At 51.8% G+C, this 20937-nt stretch carries 17 protein-coding genes and 6 tRNA genes; 12 read left to right on the forward strand and 11 right to left on the reverse strand.

Annotated features, from left to right (window positions below; translation table 11 throughout):
* Nucleotides 1-42: 42 nt before the first annotated feature.
* Nucleotides 43-125, reverse strand: a tRNA-Leu gene (locus JNO48_00100).
* Nucleotides 126-194: 69 nt separating this feature from the next.
* Nucleotides 195-2006, reverse strand: coding sequence for a glycoside hydrolase family 127 protein (locus tag JNO48_00105; protein QTE68365.1), 1812 nt, complete (start codon nt 2004-2006; stop codon nt 195-197).
* A 217-nt stretch (nt 2007-2223) separates the two neighbouring features.
* On the opposite strand from JNO48_00105, the gene JNO48_00110 reads away from it, so the two are divergent.
* Nucleotides 2224-4098 carry a GGDEF domain-containing protein gene (locus tag JNO48_00110; protein QTE68366.1) on the forward strand — a complete coding sequence of 625 codons (1875 nt, stop codon included), beginning with the start codon at nt 2224-2226 and terminating at the stop codon, nt 4096-4098.
* A 45-nt stretch (nt 4099-4143) separates the two neighbouring features.
* Here JNO48_00110 and JNO48_00115 read toward each other — a convergent pair whose 3' ends face one another.
* The 6 genes from JNO48_00115 to JNO48_00140 form a co-directional block, all read right to left on the reverse strand.
* Nucleotides 4144-4428: a DUF1292 domain-containing protein gene (locus JNO48_00115; protein ID QTE69635.1), complete on the reverse strand. Its 285-nt coding sequence runs from the start codon at nt 4426-4428 to the stop codon at nt 4144-4146.
* Nucleotides 4429-4477: 49 nt separating this feature from the next.
* Nucleotides 4478-4888 carry a Holliday junction resolvase RuvX gene (ruvX, locus tag JNO48_00120; GenBank protein ID QTE68367.1) on the reverse strand — a complete coding sequence of 137 codons (411 nt, stop codon included), beginning with the start codon at nt 4886-4888 and terminating at the stop codon, nt 4478-4480.
* Between the two features lie 71 nt (nt 4889-4959).
* Nucleotides 4960-7116, reverse strand: coding sequence for a polyribonucleotide nucleotidyltransferase (locus JNO48_00125; protein QTE68368.1), 2157 nt, complete (start codon nt 7114-7116; stop codon nt 4960-4962).
* A gap of 184 nt (nt 7117-7300) precedes the next feature.
* Entirely contained in the window at nt 7301-7555 is a 255-nt protein-coding gene (gene rpsO, locus JNO48_00130; GenBank protein ID QTE68369.1) for a 30S ribosomal protein S15, read from the reverse strand.
* Between the two features lie 160 nt (nt 7556-7715).
* Nucleotides 7716-8255: a bifunctional pyr operon transcriptional regulator/uracil phosphoribosyltransferase PyrR gene (gene pyrR, locus JNO48_00135; GenBank protein ID QTE68370.1), complete on the reverse strand. Its 540-nt coding sequence runs from the start codon at nt 8253-8255 to the stop codon at nt 7716-7718.
* A 63-nt stretch (nt 8256-8318) separates the two neighbouring features.
* Complete coding sequence (locus JNO48_00140; GenBank protein QTE68371.1) at nt 8319-9674, reverse strand: uracil-xanthine permease; 1356 nt, start codon at nt 9672-9674, stop codon at nt 8319-8321.
* Between the two features lie 342 nt (nt 9675-10016).
* On the opposite strand from JNO48_00140, the gene JNO48_00145 reads away from it, so the two are divergent.
* The 5 genes from JNO48_00145 (at nt 10017) to JNO48_00165 (ending at nt 10417) form a co-directional block, all read left to right on the forward strand.
* Nucleotides 10017-10092, forward strand: a tRNA-Val gene (locus JNO48_00145).
* A 6-nt stretch (nt 10093-10098) separates the two neighbouring features.
* Nucleotides 10099-10175, forward strand: a tRNA-Asp gene (locus JNO48_00150).
* A gap of 5 nt (nt 10176-10180) precedes the next feature.
* Nucleotides 10181-10253: transfer RNA gene (locus JNO48_00155), tRNA-Phe, on the forward strand.
* 7 nt (nt 10254-10260) lie between these two features.
* Nucleotides 10261-10336: transfer RNA gene (locus JNO48_00160), tRNA-Gly, on the forward strand.
* A 9-nt stretch (nt 10337-10345) separates the two neighbouring features.
* A tRNA-Cys gene (locus JNO48_00165) sits at nt 10346-10417 on the forward strand.
* A gap of 72 nt (nt 10418-10489) precedes the next feature.
* Here the strand turns inward: JNO48_00165 and JNO48_00170 are convergent.
* Genes JNO48_00170 through lgt form a run of 3 tightly spaced genes read right to left on the reverse strand, consistent with a single transcriptional unit; the run spans nt 10490 to nt 13228 of the window.
* Nucleotides 10490-11119: a regulatory protein RecX gene (locus JNO48_00170; protein QTE68372.1), complete on the reverse strand. Its 630-nt coding sequence runs from the start codon at nt 11117-11119 to the stop codon at nt 10490-10492.
* On the reverse strand, nt 11113-12264 hold the full coding sequence (locus tag JNO48_00175; protein QTE68373.1) for a beta-lactamase family protein: 1152 nt from the start codon (nt 12262-12264) through the stop codon (nt 11113-11115). Before JNO48_00175 ends, JNO48_00170 begins: the two co-directional genes overlap by 7 nt.
* Nucleotides 12245-13228: a prolipoprotein diacylglyceryl transferase gene (lgt, locus tag JNO48_00180; protein QTE68374.1), complete on the reverse strand. Its 984-nt coding sequence runs from the start codon at nt 13226-13228 to the stop codon at nt 12245-12247. Before lgt ends, JNO48_00175 begins: the two co-directional genes overlap by 20 nt.
* A gap of 170 nt (nt 13229-13398) precedes the next feature.
* On the opposite strand from lgt, the gene upp reads away from it, so the two are divergent.
* The 6 genes from upp (at nt 13399) to dusB (ending at nt 20911) form a co-directional block, all read left to right on the forward strand.
* Nucleotides 13399-14028: a uracil phosphoribosyltransferase gene (gene upp, locus JNO48_00185; protein QTE68375.1), complete on the forward strand. Its 630-nt coding sequence runs from the start codon at nt 13399-13401 to the stop codon at nt 14026-14028.
* 169 nt (nt 14029-14197) lie between these two features.
* Nucleotides 14198-15964 carry an ABC transporter ATP-binding protein gene (locus JNO48_00190; GenBank protein ID QTE68376.1) on the forward strand — a complete coding sequence of 589 codons (1767 nt, stop codon included), beginning with the start codon at nt 14198-14200 and terminating at the stop codon, nt 15962-15964.
* On the forward strand, nt 15936-17735 hold the full coding sequence (locus tag JNO48_00195) for an ABC transporter ATP-binding protein (GenBank protein QTE69636.1): 1800 nt from the start codon (nt 15936-15938) through the stop codon (nt 17733-17735). Before JNO48_00190 ends, JNO48_00195 begins: the two co-directional genes overlap by 29 nt.
* Nucleotides 17736-17752: 17 nt before the next feature.
* Entirely contained in the window at nt 17753-18178 is a 426-nt protein-coding gene (locus JNO48_00200; GenBank protein QTE68377.1) for a PaaI family thioesterase, read from the forward strand.
* A gap of 77 nt (nt 18179-18255) precedes the next feature.
* Nucleotides 18256-19968, forward strand: a complete 1713-nt coding sequence (locus JNO48_00205) for a hypothetical protein (protein ID QTE68378.1) — start codon at nt 18256-18258, stop codon at nt 19966-19968.
* The gene (gene dusB / locus JNO48_00210) at nt 19961-20911 is read left to right on the forward strand and encodes a tRNA dihydrouridine synthase DusB (GenBank protein ID QTE68379.1); all 951 of its coding nucleotides are present in this window, start codon (nt 19961-19963) and stop codon (nt 20909-20911) included. The genes JNO48_00205 and dusB overlap by 8 nt, the downstream gene beginning before the upstream one ends.
* Nucleotides 20912-20937: the final 26 nt, after the last annotated feature.

Consider the following 20937-nt stretch of genomic DNA (forward strand, 5'->3'; position numbering starts at 1 on the left):
ATGCAAATAAAAAGCCTTGCAGCCGTTGAACTGCAAGGCTTGTGCGGATGATGGGACTCGAACCCATACACCGGTTAAGGTAGGGGATTTTAAGTCCCCGGTGTCTGCCATTCCACCACATCCGCAAGCCTTGTGAGTATAACACCTTGCGGAAAGGCACGTCAAGCGTATAAATGGTACAGCAGGCAAAAGAATCAGCCGCGGACTGTGAAGTATACGGTATAGACTTCGTCCGTAATCTCATACAGGGGAACAATACGGAAATTTTCAGGCTGGAAGCGCGTGCGGTAAGTATTTTGCAGCCATACATATGTATCATATGTATGCGGAGTTTCCGGAAGCAGGATTTGTTTTGGATCGGAAATACTGCCGGAAAGACCGCAGTCACGGTCAATCAGTCCGGCAAGAACAATCGGGCCGTCCACCATCGCTGCCAGTTCCGGTGCACCTTCAAGTGATTCGAAACGAACTTCGGAAGGAAAGAAAACATCGACTGTGTCATCCGACCATACACGGTTGATGACAATATATCCGTCTTTAGTTTCGGGAGATACTGGACTGCCGTTCAGAAGCACCTGCGGGGAGCCGGAACACCAGCCAGGCACGCGCAAACGGAGCTGCCAGGTCTGATCCGATGCTGTACGAACCGTCAAACGAAGGCTCCACCTGGAGGTGTTTCCGCCGCCATGCTCATCAAAAAGGACCTGGTTGTCATAGTTTTTCATATGAACAGACTGTGATACGGCGATTTCACCGCAGTCAAGGGAAAGCTTGGCTTCGGACGGGAAATACTGGCTCACGGTGACTGAATTGCTGTCCGTGTACCAGACAAGATCCGGATACATGGTCTGCGCCTGGATCATTGTTCCAAAGCAGCACCAGAAATCACGGGTTCTGGATCCCCAGGTCTTGTGACTGCCGGGCGCCATTGGAAGGAAATAGGTCGGCATTCCGGTATTCCTGTTTTGCTGTGCCAGGAACCCATTATATACAGCGCGTTCGATGTAATCCGCATATCGGGTATCCCCGGTCCAGCGATAGAGGTAATCCGCAGTACGAACCATATTGTAAACGGTACAAAATTCCTGGTCCGTATTGCTGATAAACCGGGCATGCGCATGCGGCGGAATCCAGAATTCTCCGGCATTGGACCCGGTCGTCGCAAACATACCGCGTTCCGTAACGGCAGTTTTCCAGAAGGATTCCATCCGTTTCATCCAGATACTGTCACCGGTGATTTCATAAAGCCTGCCGGCACCATGGGAAACCGGAATTGAAGCATTTGCGTGATCATCGGACAAAGCATCACCATCCTTGTCCAGGCGGTCAAAAAGGGCATTTCCTTCATAGGCGGAAATCAGCTTCCGGTATTTATCCTTCCCGGTCAGAGCATAAAGATCGGCCCATACTTCGAGCATGCCGGCCTGTTCACCGCTGAAAACCGCTTCCGGGCATTCGGTCTGCATTTCATCCACCCAACGGACATACCAGTCTGCCAGACGATCGAGAATATTAATGGCTGTTTCATTCCGCAGACGGTCATACACATCTTTGAGGCCCATGATTGTTTTATGCATGGTATACTGCGGAGACCATATGTAACGACCGGGGCGCATCAGCGCAAAGTATTTTTCAGGGATGGAACCTACCCATTCACCGCCGTTCAGCTGCTGGCAGCGGGCAAGTTCAGCCACTATAAAATCAATCTTTGCCTGAAGCTGCGGCTTTTGTCCCCCGGCGCACAGGGCAGAAGCCGCTGAAAGCCAGTGACCGAGAAAATGCCCGCGAAGCTGACAGCTGGGAGCCTCCCATCCCCAGTGAAGTTTTACTGAATTCGGATCGCTGATGGACTGCATATTGGGAAGTGTAATACCGGCTTCAAGGTAAAAATTCTGGAGCAGGCATCCCGCATCCAGTTCCATCAGATATGCTTCGTTCAGATCCATTCTGCGCTTGAAAAGACCTGGCAGAATCCGGACACTGCCGGAAGGCGCACGGGTAAGCATCAATCAAAACCCCTTTCAGGAAACTATTTTCATTAACGTTATTGTATCACAGTGCGGAATGAAAGGAAACCCGGAATCTGATTTGAATTAGTTACCTGATACGAATTAATTGTAACATAATTATGTAATTATATTGTGCTTTCTGCGTTTTTCCTGTATAATGTACCAAATTGTGAAAACGGATATACTTTCCGGAACCCCTGAGAGGAAGGAACAGATGAGCCGCAAAAGAATTGCTGTGCTGATCGCCAGCGTTGACCGTGAATACCAGCAGGACTTTGTATCCGGTCTCGAAAAAGCCGCTTCCAAGCGGGATATGGATTTATGCATATTCAATACACAGGGACATATGAATATTGCGATTTCATCGACAAGTGAGGCCGGAGAAAGCAAAATATACGACCTGCCGGATCTGTCCGGTTTTGACGGTGTAATTTCACTTCCGGCCACGATGGGAAATGAAATTGCACTGGCCAAGATAAGGGAAGTCCTCCGGCCTGTACAGGAACTCGGGAAGCCGCATGTTTCCATTGACGTTCCCCAGGATGGGGCTGTCATGATTACGTTTGACGACCAGATCAGCATGGAGGAACTGACTGAACACCTAATCATCGAACACGATGCCCGAAGAATTGCCTTCATCGGGGGACCGGCTGATTCAAATGTATCCCGGAAACGTCTCGAAGCGGTTCAGAATGTGATGAGAAGACATGAACTTGAGCTGGAAGAAAGCATGATATTTGACGGGGAATGGACCCGGATCGGCGGACGTCATGCAGCAGAACAGATCCTGGCAGCCGGATCTCTGCCGGATGCGGTTATATGCGCCAATGATGACATGGCCCTCAGTGTGATTGAATGCATGAATGAGCATGAAATCTTAGTTCCCCGCGATATTGCTGTTACCGGATTTGATGCGCTGCGGGAAGCGGTCCTTCGGGGGATGACGACTGTAAACCGTCCGATAGAAAGAGCCAGCCGGAAAGCTGTGGAAATCCTGAAAAAATGGATGGAAGGCAGCCGGCCTGAAAGCAGCACTGTTCTTCTGTCCACCATTCCGATATACGGAGAGTCCTGCGGGTGCTATCAGAAAATTGACCAGATTCACGAAAAACTCCGGGTAATGGGAACAGAACGATGGAATATGGAAAGGATCCTGACCCGGGTCAGTATGTTTTCCGGCACGATGGCCGGAGTCGGAGACGAAAATGAAGCAGCTGAAAAGATCCGGAATTTTGTGGAAAGCTGGGAAATACCGGAACTTTATCTGTGTGTTGATCCGGGTATCTGCCGGGATGCCGAAGATAACGGGGAAGAAGATCAATATCTCCTCCTGTACGGAATCCGGGACGGAAAAGAATATGAGCCTGATCTGTACAGCCGAAAAAAGCTTGCACCTGTCCTGGACGAAGAACGGGAAAAGACGGTATGCCTTGTTTTCTGCCCGCTGTATTACCGGGACAGGAATTTCGGCTATGTGGCGATCCGGATGGGAGCAGTAACCGGTTACGCACTGTATTCTGTTCTGATGCTTCTGAACGGAGCACTGATGAGTCTTTACCTGCAAACGAATATCCGGCGGTATACCGCAACGATCAAAGATATGTCCGTGCATGATATTATGACCGGAATGCTGAACCGACGCGGCTACATGGAGACGGCTCCCGAAATGATTGAAAAGGCCAGGGAAGAGCAGCAGGTATTTGCGGTACTCAGCTCCGATATGGATGATATGAAGCAGATCAATGACGGATTCGGGCACCAGGCAGGGGATGACGCAATCTGCCGTGTCGGCGAAGCATTGCATATTGTGGAAAAATACGGGCTTACACCCGTTCATATCAGCGGGGATGAATACCTGGCATACGGCATTGTGAAAACTCCTGCTGACGCTGAAGAACTGGCGGATATTGTCAGCAATGAGCTGATCCGGATCAATACTGATGATCCGCTGGAATACAATGTGACCGCCAGTATCGGGATTTACGCAGCTGTTCCCGGAAAAGATGATTCACTGGATTACTTTATGACACGAGCTGACAGGGAAATGTATGCGGTCAAGAAAAAGAAAAAAAGCGAACGGAAAGAATGAAAAAACAGGCGCTGAAAACGCCTGTTTTTTACTTTATACCAGGGATTATTCCTCTCCAAGATCTTCCGACATTTCAAGCAGCTGCTGAAAAACCGCATCAGACACTTCATCATCGGGAACAGTGTATACATCCTGTCCGTCTTCATCCGTATCAATCTTCAGGATAAAAACCTCCAGTTCCTCATCTTTGGATTCGGGATCGCAGACAGCAAGATAACTTTCCCCGTTGTATTCAAGTGTGGCCAGGTGTTCAAAAAGTGTGGATTCACCGTTTTCATCGATAAATTCAACAATCCGGTCTTCATTTTCATCTTCAGGGATGTTACTCATGATTTCATCAGACACAGGACAGACCTCCTTTATTAAGCGTACAGAAATGTTATTGCGCATCCAGCCATTGCTGGAGAAAAACCGCAGCAGCCACTTTATCCACATTCTTTTTCCGCTCAGAACGGGAAAGATTTCCTTCCAGCAAAGCTTCTTCAGCCGATACCGTGGACAGGCGTTCATCCTGAAATACAACGGTCAGGCCGGCTTTCTCAAGCTGAGTGCAGAAATCCCGTACTTTTGCAGCCTGAAACCCCTCCGAACCATCCATGTTCAGCGGAAGCCCGGAAAGGATGCAGGTTGTTTCATAACTGTCACAGATTGCTTTGATCTTCCGGGTGTCCGGGCCCCAACCGACCCGTGTAAGCACTTCAACCGGGGAGGCAATTGTCCGTGTCGGATCTGAAACGGCAATACCGATTCTGACATCCCCGATATCCAGGGCAACGATTCGTTCGTTCATACCTGTCCTTTGCGATAAAAAGCCCCCGGCAATTCGGCTGACCGGATTCACTGGGGGCAGATTGAACATGATCAGTTATTGCTGGTACGGCGGGGAGGACGGCGGAAACCGCCTTCCGGACGACGGGCAGTTTCAGTGCCGGCCGTATAGGTGATGTCATTCCGGATCAGGTTAATCCGGCCCTGAGCATCAATCTCACTGACCTTCACTTCCAGCTCGTCACCGATATTGACTACATCTTCCACCTTTTCAACGCGTTTGTTGTCCAGCTTGGAGATGTGGATCATACCGTCTTTGCCGGGCGCCAGTTCCACAAAGGCACCGAAGTTCATGATGCGGACCACCTTGCCGGTATAAACATCACCGACCTCGATATCCTTCGCAATACCTTCAATGATTTTCCGCGCCTTGTCAGCCGCTTCCTGATCGGGAGTGGAGATGAATACGCGTCCGTCATCCTCAATATCGATCTTGACACCCGTTTCCGCAATAATCTTGTTGATCATCTTTCCGCCGGGTCCGATGACTTCGCGGATCTTATCGGGATTGATGGTGAAGCGGATGATCTTCGGAGCATAAGCGCTCAGTTCTTCACGCGGCTGTCCCAGCGTATCCAGCATGATCTTCAGGATATGAAGACGGCCTTCCAGTGCCTGGCGAAGCGCCTGCTGCAGGATCGCACGGTTGATACCGGCAATCTTGATGTCCATCTGAAGCGCCGTAATACCGTTCATGGAACCGGCAACCTTGAAGTCCATATCGCCGAGGAAGTCTTCCAGACCCTGAATATCCGTCAGAACGGCCAGCTTACCGCTTGCCTGGTCTGTAATCAGGCCCATTGCAACACCGGCAACAGGAGCATGGATCGGCACACCGGCATCCATCAGGCTCAGTGTGGAGCCGCAGACAGAAGCCATGGAGGAGGATCCGTTGGAAGACAGGATTTCACTGACCAGACGAAGCGCATAGGGGAATTCATCCTCGGAGGGGATGACCGGAAGCAGGGCGCGTTCCGCAAGGGCACCATGCCCAATTTCGCGCCGTCCGGGGCTCTTCATTCGTCCGGCTTCACCGGTTGCATACGGCGGCATGTTGTAGTGATGGATGTAGCGCTTGAAATCTTCATTGCTGAGGCCGTCCAGCGTCTGTCCTTCACTGATGGTGCCCAGCGTGGTGACGGTCAGGGCCTGGGTTTGTCCGCGAGTGAAAATCGCACTGCCATGGGTGCGCGGCAGAACACCGACATCACACCAGATCGGACGGATTTCTGTAACCTTGCGGCCATCGGGACGAATGCCTTCATTGAGGATCTTTGCACGCATAACCTCTTTATTGAGGTAATACAAGGCATCTTCAATTTCGCTTTCCCGTTCGGGGAACTGCGGAGCCAGCGCAGCAAGCGTTTCTTCCTTGGTCTGGGCTTCGCGGGACTGACGTTCCTTGCGGTCGAATGTCTCAAAGGTCCACACGCACTTGTCATAAGCGAAATCACGAACGGCGGCCTTGATATCATCGCCGGTTGTGATCAGCGGAACAACCTGCTTTTCCTTTCCGATTTCAGCGATGATTTCCTTCTGGAAGGCAACCAGCTTTTTGATCTCTTCATGACCGAAAAGGATCGCATCGAGCATGGTGTCCTCGGAAAGTTCCTTCGCGCCGGCTTCCACCATCATGATGGCTTCTTCCGTACCGGCAACATACAGGGAAAGGTCGCTCTGTTCACGCTGTGCTTCATTCGGGCAGATAACGAATTTGCCATCCACACGGCCGACCAGAACAGCACCGGTCGGTCCGCCCCACGGAATATCGCTGACAGCCAGCGCAATGGAGGAACCAATCATGGCCGGAATTTCCGGCGGGCAATCCTGCTCCACGCTCAGGATGGTAACAACTACCTGAACATCGTTGCGCATTCCCTTGTTGAACAGGGGACGCAGGGGACGGTCAATCAGACGGCAGGTCAGCGTTGCCTTTTCGGAAGGACGGCCTTCACGCTTGATAAAACCGCCGGGGATTTTACCGACAGAATACTGTTTTTCTTCCACATCCACAGCAAGAGGGAAGAAATCCACGCCTTCGCGGGGAGTGGGAGCCATGGTGGCATTGACCATCACCACCGTATCGCCGTGGTGAACCCAGACGGAACCGTTGGCCTGTTCGCAGTAACGGCCGAATTCAAGCGTCAGGGGTTTGCCGGCGAGATCCATCGTGTATAACTTGTGATCCATACGTTTCACTCCTTCTCCCGGAATTACACCGGGAATTCGTGTTTGGGGACGGAGCTCCGTATGCTATCATATGAAAACCCCACCGGGGATTTTCAAGGGATAACATACGATTCTCCGTTACTTTTAAAGCCGCCGGAAATTTGCATTTCCGGCGGCCTGAAAGCAATCCAAGCCGGTAAGAAAATTACTTACGCAGATTCAGCCGGGAGATCAGCGTGCGGTAACGTTCGATATCGGTCTTCTTCAGGTACTCGAGCATATTGCGGCGACGGCCGACCATCAGCAGCAGACCCCGGTTGGAATGATGGTCATTCTTGTTGGCCTTCAGGTGCTCGTTCAGGTGGTTGATGCGTTCCGTCAGCAGAGCGATCTGCACTTCGGGGGAACCGGTGTCGCCTTCATGCTGGGCATAGGCGGCGATGATTTCGGACTTGGTCATGGGATTTTCCTCCTGTTCTGTTCCGCATTTGCGGTATTTCGGCCTCCCAATCGCCGGAAACCCAGTACAGCGTCGGAGAACTCGGCAGCCTGAGCAATCGGTTCATTTGAGGACCGCATGACAGTATAACAAATAAAGAAGGATTTGTAAACCGGAAAATTCAATCTGCCTGGTACAGGCATACTCCTGTCTTGCCGTCAATTTCCTGCACCATGACTGAAACGATTTCAGAATGGCTGGTCGGAATATTCTTTCCGACATAATCCGGACGGATGGGCAGTTCCCTGTGGCCGCGGTCAATAAGCACAGCCAGCTGGATGGACCGGGGCCGGCCGAAGTGGAAAACAGCTTCAATCGCAGCGCGGGCGGTCCGCCCTGTATAGATTACATCATCCACAAGGATCACCGTTCGTCCGGTCAAATCACAGGGAATTTCGCTTTCCCCGGTAACCGGCTGGTCAGAAGAGAGCGAAAGATCATCCCGATAAAGTGAAATGTCGATACTGCCGATCGGAATTCCTTTTTCACCGAGACGGGAGAAATTGTCAAGCAGCATCTGAGCAAGTGGGATGCCGCGGCGGCGGATGCCCAGCAGGACGATGTCCCCGGCTCCGTTATTCTTTTCGATGATTTCATGGGTGATGCGCATCATGCTCCGCCGCAGTGCCGCTTCATCCATGATGGTTGATTTCAGCTGCATGGCTATGAATCAGGGGCGGGAGCCGCGAAGCCCCCGCCCCGGTCCTTTCATCCTTCGGTGGGATTACTTGTTTTCCTTTGCAGGACGGTTGAAGAGCAGATTCACGATGATGCCCAGGATCAGCGCGCAGGCAATCTCCGTCAGCGTAACGGAACCGATGTTCATCGTCATACCGCCGATACCGGCGATCAGGATCACGGAAGCGGTAAACAGATTGCGGTTGTCGTTGAGGTCAACCGGCTGGAGCATCTTCAGACCGGAAACGGCGATGAAGCCGTACAGGGTGATGCAGACGCCGCCCATTACGCATGTCGGGATCGTGCTCAGGAAGGTGACGAAGGGTCCGAAGAAGCTGGCAGCAATTGCCAGGATAGCAGTGGTCAGGATCGTAACAATAGAAGCGTTGCCGGTGATGGCTACGCAGCCGACGGATTCACCGTAGGTGGTGTTGGGGCAGCCGCCGAAGAACGCGCCGGCGATAGAACCTACGCCATCACCAAGCAGGGTGCGATGTAGGCCGGGCTCCTCGAGCAGATCCTGTCCGATGATGGTGGAAAGGTTCTTATGGTCGGCGATATGCTCGGCGAATACCACGAAGGCGACCGGCACATAAGCTACAGCGATGGAAGCGATATACTGACCGGTGATCTCTTTGAAACCGTCAAATGCCTTCAGGAATGTGAAACCAGGCACTTCGAGAGCCTTCATTCCGGCGAATGCTTCGAAATTGAGGATTTTCAGAGTATCATTGTTCGTCGCGTTGCCGATGAGCGTAAAGGCAAGCGCTACGAGATAACCGGCAATGATACCAAGGATAAAGGGGATCAGCTTGAGCATCTTAGTGCCCTTAATGGAAAAGAAGATGACGGTAAAAAGAGTAACAAGCGCACAGACCAGATTGACCCAGAGGGAAGTGTCCATGGTATAGCCGGATTGAGGGCTGCTGAAACCGAAAGAATTGCCAATGGCGTTTCCGGCCAAGGATAAACCGATGATTGCGACAGTTGGTCCGATAACAACCGGAGGCATAAGCTTACGAACCCAGTTGACACCGCCGATCTTGACAAACAGCGCGATAACGACATAGACGAGGCCGGCGAAGGCAGCGCCGATCACGAGACCAGCGAAGCCGAGGTTCTCGGTGGCGCCGGAGGTGGCGGCACCGGCGAAGGCGGCGCCCATCGATCCCAGGAAAGCGAAACTGGATCCGAGGAAGACGGGGCTCTTGAACTTCGTGAAGAGCAGGTAAACGATGGTACCGACGCCGGCACCGAACAGTGCGGCGCTCTGGCTCATGCCGTGTCCAATGATTGCAGGCACGGCAATCGTTGCCGCCAGGATGGCGAGCAGCTGCTGGAACGCGAAGATGATCAGCTGGCCAAACTTCGGCTTGTCGTTGACTTTGTAGACGAGATTCATGGGAACTCCTCCTTTCTTCTCTGGAGGGTCTCTGGACAAGAAAATAGCCTGCCGTGAACCGGCAAGCTACGATCATGCACAAACAGCCCGGAGGGCTTCAGGTCGCATCTTGTCGGCATCCCGTGCCGTCTTAAAGACCCACCGTGCATACTATATCATGTATGATGAACATGATCAATGACACAATCTTTACAAATATGTAAAAAAAGTAATTGATTCTGAACCCGGAAAAAAACAGGGAAAAAGATGGCAAAATAGTTCTTGACAAACGAAAAACGATAAGATATTATAACAAAGCGCCTTGCGAAACGACAGTTTGGCAGGATGCAAATCCGGTAATCCGGGAGCATAGCTCAGCTGGGAGAGCATTTGCCTTACAAGCAAAGGGTCACAGGTTCGAGCCCTGTTGTTCCCACCATGATCCGGCCCGGTAGCTCAGTTGGTTAGAGCGCCAGCCTGTCACGCTGGAGGTCGAGGGTTCGAGCCCCTTCCGGGTCGCCATATATGCCTTGGTAGCTCAGTCGGTAGAGCATGTGACTGAAAATCACAGTGTCGGTGGTTCGATTCCGCCCCAAGGCACATTCATGCGGTAGTAGCTCAGTTGGTAGAGTGCCACCTTGCCAAGGTGGATGTCGCGGGTCCGAGTCCCGTCTACCGCTCCATTTTTTTACGGTGCCATAGCCAAGTGGTAAGGCGAAGGTCTGCAAAACCTTTATTCTCCAGTTCGAATCTGGATGGCACCTCGGAAAGCCGTTGCAATGCAGCGGCTTTTTTTGCAGTAAAAAAATCGTGCGGTGCGCGGCTGATATGCTTGATTAATCTTCTTCGATATGACTAAAAGCACGGTCGCATGCAGTTTTTGCAATATCCCATGAAAATCCCCGGCGGATCAGCGCCTGAAGAACCCGGTTCCGGACACGGAATATGTCCTCACCGGGTTTACGGCGGGATGCTGCCTTTACTGCAAGCGCTGAAGCATTATCCAGCTGATCTTCCGGGCAGATGGAACTGATCGATTCCAAGGCTGTTTCCTCATCAATCCCTTTGCTGCGCAGTTCCCTGTAAATCCGGTCCGGCCCATAATTAGAGGAAGCACGGTAATGCGTCCACTGCCTGCTGAAATCCCGGTCATCGAGCAGATTCTGCTGATCCAGTTTCGCAAATACCATATCTACGGTTTCCCGACACCATCCACGGGACAAAAGCTTATTCCGGATTTCCATGCGGCTACAGGCCCGCCTGGCCAGCATTGCAACTGCCACATTCAGCGCTTCCGGATACTGGCAAAGCAGGATTTTCTGTTCAAACGCAGTATCTTCCATTTCCATATTTTCAAAAACCGGAAAAACAGCAAGATCCGAATGCCTGATTTTGTAGCGGCGTCCGTCATCAAGCTCTATGATCACTCTGCCGCCGGTTGTTGTGACACTGATGACTTTTACCATGATGACAACTCCTTCTGAAAAGACCAGCGCAACATATCCCGGTTGCAGAGACCGAGACGTCCTTCACGGGCTTCACTGCAGCCGCTGTTCAGAATAATCATGACACGTCCGGTACCTTCTTCCCAGAAAGCACCGTCCGCACATCCATACGCAAAACCCTGATGTCCCATAATCGGGAAGGAAGAAAGACGGGAATCATTGATGACCAGCAGTCCCAGACCGTAAGAAAGAGAAGGGGAGAGCGCGCCATAGGACGCATGGATCTTTTTCATTACAGAAATACCCGGAGACGAAACAAGAGGCGCACCATTATCCCGGATGCATGACAGAAGCCTGTACAGGGACAGGATGTCCGTATACATGCTACCGGCGGTATGTCCGTAGTGACGGAGCGGATCCGGTTCATTAAGGGGAAAACGACCAAGCGGCGTGACCGTCAGCGCTTTTTCCGGGTGATACGGCAATATCCGGACAACGGGCATAATCCTGTCCTCCGGAAGGGTACAGCCTTCAATTGACGCATTCATACCAAGCGGAATGAAGATACGTGTAGAAAAAAGGGTTCCCAGGGGGATGCCGGTTACATATTCCATCATGCAGCCGACCAGACCGAACCCCAGATTGGAATAACGGAAAACCGTTCCGGGATCCGCAAAACGGGCACCGGAAACAGCATCCCGGTATGGCAGACCAGCTTCCAGTTTTTTTTCCAGGTCAGGCGGGTCTGAAAGGCCTGATGTATGAGAAAGAAGATGACGGAGCGAAACCCCGTCCAGATCCGGGATTCCATCGCTTTCCGGAAGATAACGGGCAACCGGTTCATCCGGGTCCACCAGACCGTCATGGACCAGCAGGAGCGAAAGAAGCGCTGTTGCCATCTTTGTAATGGATGCAACCCGGAAATATGAATCAGCATCCGGGGAACGGACAGAAGAAGGACGTTCAAAAACCAGAGAAAAATCTTTACCATCCGAGATGAGGACAGAGCCGCCGAGCATATGATGACGGCGGATGATCCGGGACAGGCCGTTCAGATCGTTAATCCGATGCCCCGATACCGGCAGAAGCGGATCGGTACCGGAAGAAGGAGCCGCAAAAGGCAAAGCAGTCCGATATAAGATATTTTTAAGCCTTGTGGATGGCATAGAGCACCTCCTCCCGGGATGAACGTCCGTACAGGATGAAGAGACTCAGAATGCTGACTGCTGAATATGAAAAGAGGAGGATGAAACGATGAAGAAGCGTTATCTCAGCAGGATGAATAATGATATTCAGCGAGTAAGCAAGTACCGGAAAAGCAAAAGCAAGAGAGAAAGCAAAAAGAAGTATACGTAAGATTCCTCCGGAACGCTTCAGGGAACGGTTAAAATACAAAATCAGAAGGGAAACACATACCAGCACACTGAGAAGCTGGCTTATACGGACTGAGGAACCCGCATAGAGCGAATCCATCCGAAAATCCTCGATGACAAGACGTCCGCACGCATAGAGAAAAGCATAAAAGAAGAAGACATCCCCCTGACGGCGAAACAGGCGACGGCGCAGGATAATCAGAAGGATAAAGATCCCGATATCCCATACTGATTCATAGAAGAATGTTGCCATATGCCAGGGATTTGACGAGTCAGACGGAATCAGAACCGAGAATGGAAAAAAGCAGAGTGCCGGATTTTCCACCGGAGCGCCGTAAGCCTCCATATTGAAATAGTTGCCCCAACGGCCGATTCCCTGGGCAAGGACCAGTCCGGGAGCAATCAGATCGCAAAGCAACAGGGCAGGAATTGTTCTGATCCGGCTGAAGACAAGAACCACAACAAGACCGGCAATTACCGCGCCGTAAATCGCTATGCCGCCTTCCCATATTTTCAGGATGGATAAAGGATCATCCCTGAAATCCGGCCATGAAAAAGCAACATAGTAGATACGGGCGCCAATAATGCCAAGCGGCAGGAGCCAGAGTGCCAGATCAATAATTGTATCCTTTTTGAGACCGACCCGCTTTTCTTCCCGAAGGGCAAGCATAATAGCAATTGCGGCACCGGTAACAATCAGCACACTGTACCATGGCAGAGAACCGAGTATATATCGTGAGGAAGGAGCAGGAAACATGGCATAACTCCTTTGAGGCAAAAGCCGAATTCATTGATATGATTATATTACAAAGGGACATGGAATGGAAGGCGGGGGCCAAAAGAATGTTGCGCTGATACGCCCTTTCTGATAGAATATGCAGAGAAGGAATGAAAGCCATTCCACATCAGATGACGGAGGTTTCAGGTATGAGTAAGGTTGTTGTTTTTGATCATCCGCTGATTCAGCATAAGCTGAGCATTATGCGGGACAAGAATACCGGGACAAAGGCTTTCCGTGAACTCCTTTCCGAAATTGCAATGCTGATGGTTTATGAGGTTACCCGTGACCTTGAAACAGAAGAAATCGAAGTGGAAACACCCATCACCAAGTGCAAATGCAAGGTGCTGGCGGGGAAAAAGCTGGGACTGGTCCCGATCCTGCGGGCCGGCCTGGGCATGGTGGATGGCGTAATCAACCTTGTTCCGGCTGCCCGTGTCGGACATATCGGCCTTTATCGGGATCCCAAAACACTTGAGCCGGTTGAATATTACTGCAAACTGCCTGAAGACAGTGACAAGCGCATGCTGCTGATCCTGGATCCCATGCTGGCCACAGGGGGAAGCGCCAGTGCGGCCATCAATTTCATCAAGCAGCGCGGATGCCATCATATGCGGCTGGTGAACCTGATTGCTGCTCCTGAAGGCATTGAAAGAATCCAGAAGGAGCACCCGGATGTGGATATCTACGTTGCGGCCCTGGATGATCATCTGAATGAGCATGGTTATATCGTTCCCGGACTCGGTGATGCCGGTGACCGCATTTTCGGAACCAAATAATAAAGAGAAAAAAACTTGCAGCTCCGGATTTCCGGAGCTGTTTTCCTGTGCCGGTGCAATTCCAGCAGAAGAAAACTATATCAGAAAAACAAAATTAGTATTTGTTCCGGCAGCCAAAATCATCTATGATAAAAGATGAAAAAGAACTGTCTGACTGGCGAGGGATATCATGCGTTTTTTGTGGAAATACCTGCGGCAGTATGTGCCACGGATCAGCGGCGTGATGGGAATCAAAATGTCCGGCACCGCTCTGGAACTGATGATCCCCTATGTGATGGAGCACCTGATTGACCATGTTGTGCCGACCCGGGAGATTCATTCCGTTCTTCTCTGGGGAGCTGCCATGATCGCCCTTGCCCTGTGCGTACGGTTCCTGAATGTAAACGCCAACCGCCTCTCCGTTAAAACAGCAAAGGAAGCCACCTGGCAGATCCGGAGGGACCTTTTCCACGCGGCTGTAAACATGTCCGGTTCCCAGATGGATGAAGTTGGGCTGCCGTCGCTGATCTCCCGTATGACTTCCGACAGCTACAATGTGCAGTCGTTTATCCAATCCATGCAGACCATCGGGATCCGCGCACCCATCATGCTGATCGGCGGGATCTGCGTGACGCTTTCGATGGATGCAGGACTGGCTTCCATCCTGTGCATTATGGCGCCGGTTATGATCGTGCTGGTCGTGTTTATCTCCATGAAGGGGATTCCGCTGTACAAGAAAGTACAGGAGGGAATGGACCAGATCGTACGTGTGATGCGGGAAAATATCACCGGCATCCGCGTGGTAAAGGCACTGTCCCGCGAGCCGCATGAAAGGGAAAGGTTCCGGGAGGCCAATACGGAAACAGCCCGGAGGGATATCCGGGCCGGAATGATCATGTCGCTTCCCGGACCCGTAGTGACGCTGTTCCTGAACGTCGGGTTGACGCTGGTTGTGCTGATCGGCGCTCGGCGCGTGAATGCCGGCCAGACTGAGCCGGGCGTGATTCTTGCATTCCTTACATATTTCAATATGATCCTGATGGGCGTGATGGGACTGAACCGAATCTTTATGATGATGTCCAAGGCCAACGCGTCCGCAGGACGGATCGGTGAAGTGACAGGAACTGAAACCCAGCTACAGCCAATACCTGAAGAACAGGCTGCACAGACAAGCAGCGTGGATTATATTGTATTTGACCATGTTTCATTCAGTTATGACAGTGAAAAGGGATCGACCGGAAACCGGGCGGAAGCATTCGCAGGATCCACCCGGCAGAAATGCCTGGATGATGTGAGTTTTTCCATTCCACGAGGCGGATCCCTCGGCATAATCGGTGCGACGGGCTCGGGGAAAACCAGCATTATCAACCTGATGATGCGTTTCTATGATCCGCAGGAGGGTCATGTATTTATCGGCGGAAGGGATGTACGCACATACCGGGCAGACGAACTGCACCGGCTGTTCGGGGCTGTATTCCAGAATGATGTGATATTCGCCGATACAATCCGGGAAAACATCATCTTCGGACGGGATATAGAGGATGACGCTGTAAACATAGCCCTGCGGGACGCCATGGCTCTGGAATTTGTGGACGCATACGATGACGGAACCAGCCACCGTGCCGTTATCCACGGAGCCAATTTCTCCGGTGGGCAGAAGCAGCGCCTGCTTATCGCACGCGCGCTGGCGGCCAATGCGGATATACTGGTAATGGATGATTCATCATCCGCCCTGGATTACAAAACAGACGCCATGCTGCGCCGGGCGATCCGCGAGAACCACAACGGCGCGACAACAATCGTTGTCGCCCAGCGGATTTCCTCCATCATGTCACTGGACCGGATTATCGTGCTGGACGAAGGCCGAATGATCGGATACGGCACACATGAAGAGCTGCTCAGAGAATGCGCTGTATACCGCGAAATCCATGAAACTCAGATGGGGGAGGTGGATTGAGGTGGCACGGCGAGATTCGATCATGACAAAACCGAAGGACGCACGCGGCGCACTACGGCGGATGCTGACATTCCTGGGACCGTTCCGGTGGCTTATCCTGCTTGTGGCCATCCTTTGCGTATGCTCCAACCTGCTGTCCCTCTGGGGTCCGAACCTCGCAGGATCTGCCATCAACGAAGCGGCGGCCGGCCCCGGAAAAGTCAATTTTGAACGTGTTTGGCACTATGCGTCCCGAATGCTGATCTGCTATGTGATGAGTTCCCTGCTGACAATCTCCATTCATGCCATCATGATGAATGTGTCCAAGCGGGCAGCAAAGCACATGCGACAGAGTGTGTTTGACAAGCTGATGAAGCTTCCGGTGGGTTACTTTGACCGGAACCAAGCCGGTGATATTATCAGCCGCGTGAGTTACGACATCGACGTGATTTCAACGTGCATGTCCACGGATATCGTGTCTATCCTGACCAGCGTCGTGACGGTTGCCGGATCCGTGATCATGATGATCACCATTTCCCTACCGCTATCAGCTGTCGTACTGTTCAGTGTTCCGGCCGCTATTGTGTACACCACGAAAATGCGGAAGATCACCCAGCCCCGTTTTGTGAAACGGTCCAAAAACTACGGAATCATGAACGGCTTTGTGGAAGAGATGCTGAGCGGGCAGAAAACAATCCAGGCATACGCATATGAAAAAGAAGTCGAAAAACGGTTTGAAAGGATCAATACCGAGGCCGCGGACGCATACTATGCCGCCGATTACTACGGGGTCACCATCGGGCCGACCATGGGAACCATCAACAACATAACGCTTTCCCTGATTGCACTGATCGGATCTCTGCTGTACATGAACGGCGGAATTACGATCGGCTCGATTTCATCGTTTGTGCTATATTCCCGGAAATTCTCCGGACCGATCAATGAAATCGCAAACATCATCAACGAGCTGTTTTCCGCACTTGCAGCCGCGGAACGCGTGTTTACGCTGCTGGATGAGACAGAGGAGCTAAAGGACCGGGAAAACGCCTCGGAGCTGCACGATATCCGGGGCGATGTCCGGCTGGAGCATGTGCGGTTCGGATACGACCGCGATATTCCGATTATCCATGACCTGAGTATGCAGGCAGAGGCCGGAAAACTGATCGCAATTGTCGGGCCGACCGGCGCAGGAAAGACGACCATCATCAACCTGCTGATGCGTTTTTATGACGTGAACAGCGGGACCATACTGATAGACGGAAAGGATATCCGTGACTGCACCAGGAGGAGTGTACGCGGCGCCTACGCGATGGTGCTGCAGGACACCTGGGTATTCCGCGGTACCATATTTGACAATATCGCATACGGAAAGGACAATGCAACAATGGACGAAGTTGTTGCTGCCGCGATGGCTGCACATATCCATCCGTTTATTATGCGCCTTCCGGACGGATACAATACGATCATAAGTGAGGACGGTGGGAACATTTCGAAGGGCCAGAAACAGCTGCTGACGATTGCCCGGGCCATGCTGTATGATGCCCCGATGCTGATCCTGGATGAAGCAACATCCAATGTGGATACTTCCACGGAACGGGAAATCCAGCAGGCCATGCGGCTGCTGATGAAGGGAAAAACATGCTTTGTGATTGCACACCGGCTTTCCACGATTCAAAATGCCGACATGATCCTGGTTCTCGACAAGGGAGACGTGGTTGAACAGGGAACCCATGAAAGCCTGATGAAATCCAAAGGGTTTTACTACCGTTTATACAGATCCCAGTTTGAATAAGAAAGGAATTGAAAGATATGATCCGCGGAACAGGCACATTTGAATCACTGGATGCAGCAAGGAAATTTTTTGCCGGAGACCTGTACGCTTCGGAAAGCGGAATCCGGATTGATGAGTTAAATGACGGCAATGCAGTATGCAGTTTTGAAATCACGGAACATCACCGGAATGCTGATGGGGGTGTAATGGGAGGCGCGATTTTTACGCTGATTGATTTTTCCTTTGCTGTTGCAAGTTCCAGCATTCACCATCCAACGGTTGCGCAACAGGTCAGTGTAAACTACCTGAACCGGCCCAAAGGGAAAATACTGACGGCAAAGGCAGAATGCAGGAAGGACGGAAGGAGCAGCTGCGTTTATATTGTGAATGTTGCCGATGAAACCGGACGTGAAATCGCAACTGCCCTGATGACCGGATTCAAGCTGCGCAGACAGGACGAATAAAGGCGTTGCTTGTTTTCAACCGGTAAATCCTGTATAATATTTAAGTTGGATTGATCCAAAGGAAGAAAGGAAGCAATATGCCGCAGAAACCGATTTACAGCAGATATCCGCTGATGAACTCCGTACAGAGCGGGCTGAGCCGCGGACTGGTAAGAACTGAGTCCGGAGAGCTGATTTCCCTGTACAGGAAACTGAATGAATTTACCGGCAGCCCATATACGTGGGAAGGTGCTTTCTCCCTGGCATGTCTGATCTGTGACCATCCTGCGGATGAACCTTCCGCAAAGGCGGTTATCCGTGCGCTTGCGGATACGGAAGACGGGAGCTTTGCAGGAATTGAAGAAGCTGACCAGATTTCAGCTGCCCGTGCAGCCCTTGCTTTGTTTGAGTATACAGGAGATAAAGAGATCCTGAAGAGGCTTGCCAAATGGTGCCGGTGGCTTGAAGCAGGATGGGACCGCTTTACCGGAACCCGCTGGGTACGCATACAGCCTGCTGACCTGATGGAATTCCTGGTCCGGTTTTACCGGATCAGCGGACTCAAGGCTGTACTGCGGCTTTGCTCCCGCCTGCGCAGTGCCGCAATGGACTGGACTACAGCGCTTCATCATTTCCAACAGCGAACATCCCTGAACCTTCCGGATTCCGCTGAAGAGATGAAAGCACTGTATGCCCGTGAGGATTTTACAGAACTTGATTTTTTCAACACACAGTACCTGACCAACCATGCTGAAATCCTGGCAGACGGAATGCGGTATACTGCTTATTCGGCCATATACAGCGGAAACGGACAGGAATTGTCTGCGGGTCGAAAAGGCTGGGAATATATCCATAAGCATCATGGTGCTGTATGCGGCGGGACTACAGCGAACGTCCTCCTGGCCGGCCGCGGGGCAAACCAGGGAATCCACCCGGCCGCCACAGCCGCATGGACGGAGGCAATGATCAGCCAGATGCAGGCCGGAACAGAAACCTGGGCTGTGAATGAACTGGTACGGCTGGTATACAACGGCCTTGCTGACTGCCTGAATCATGCGGAAAAAAACGGATATCGTTTTATCAACTGCCTGGGGGGAAGCGGAGATTCCCACTGCTTTGATCCGGCTCCGGAACAGGACCGGGATATGCGTACAGCGGCCAGGCTTGCACGTGCTGCGGCTGCTGTATGGCAATATGCTGTAACAACCGGCACAGAAGAAATCAGGCTGAATTATCTCATGCCCGGACGATATTTTGTTACGAACGGAAATCAATCCGCTATCCTGACATCTGACGGAGAATCTGTTCATTTCCGGTGCAAGGAATCAGTCGATATCAACCTCCTTCTTTTCTGCGCTGAAACTGAAACGGCTGATATTTCCGTACAGAACGTAGACGGGACAGAAATTCCCGCCAGTACGGAGGAACTGATCCGGTCCGGAGGAGGCTACTTGCGGATAAGGCGTTCCTGGGAGAACCTGGACACCCTGATATTTCACCAGGGAGACCGGATATATACGGAAGAAACCCAGCACCAGGGAATCTGCGTTTTTACAAGGAACCGACTGATGTCACTTGATGTTTCCGGAGCAGAATACCGATATGCCGTATGCGGAAAACCCTGTATGAAAAACGGGAAATCTTTCGTTCCCATGAAACGGATTTCAAGATGGCCGGCTGCAGACGGGGTTCCATCCGATATCCCCGTACTGCCGGCAGGAAAAGGAGAAGCCGTTTATGCGCCGCTTGCCGGATACGCGGATACTGCTGAACGGATAACGATATTCCCACGGGAAGCCCGGTATGAATAAGATCCGACTTGCTCCCATGTGCGGGATTACCGATTTCATTTTCCGGACAATCTGCGGTGAACTCGGATGTGAAATCGGATATACTGAGATGATCAGTGCGATGGGTTATCTTTGTGCCCCGAACCAGCAGGCCACCCGGGAGCTGATGATCCGGGGGGATAAAGAGAAAAAACTGATTCTGCAGCTTTTTGGCCGTGACCCGGATACCGTTGCTGAAGCTGCAAGGAGAATCGAATCACTGGGCATTTATGATGGGATTGACCTGAACATGGGATGCCCAGCGAGAAAAGTTGCATCTTCCGGAGAGGGCAGTGGGCTGCTGCGAACCCCCGATATTGCCCGGAACATGATGGAAAAAACGGTCCGGGCTGTTTCTCTTCCCGTATCTGTGAAAATGCGGCTTGGATGGGATTCGGAACACATCTGTGCCGCAGAATACGCAAAAATGGCAGAAGACGCCGGAATCCGGGAAATCACCGTTCACGGGAGGACCAAAGAACAGCAATACAGCGGAAAAGCCGATTGGGAAGCCATTTCGCAGGTAAAACAGGCTGTGCATATTCCGGTCATCGGAAACGGAGATATTTTTACCCCGGAAGAAGCTGTAAAAAGGCTTGCGGAATCCGGCGCCGACGGAATCATGATCGGGAGGGGTGTCATGGGAAATCCATGGATATTCCGCGGAATCCAGCAGCTTTTGACCGGTAAGTCTCTCCAGCCCGTTACTCTGCAGGAACGATATGAAATGATCCGGAAGCATTCAGATGCGATGAGATCCCATCTTCCGGAGCATATTGCCGTACGGGAAATGCGAAAGCATATCGGGTGGTACATTCACGGACTGCGCGGAGCTGCTGCAGTCCGCGCCAAAATTAACCTTTGTGATGATCCGGACGAAACAGAACGGATACTGGAGAAATTCTTCAGCGGGCTGACAGAATGATCTGTCCAACCTTATAAACCGGGAGA

It is taken from the genome of Clostridiales bacterium (assembly GCA_017569285.1).
GTDB lineage: Bacteria > Bacillota > Clostridia > Christensenellales > Aristaeellaceae > Aristaeella.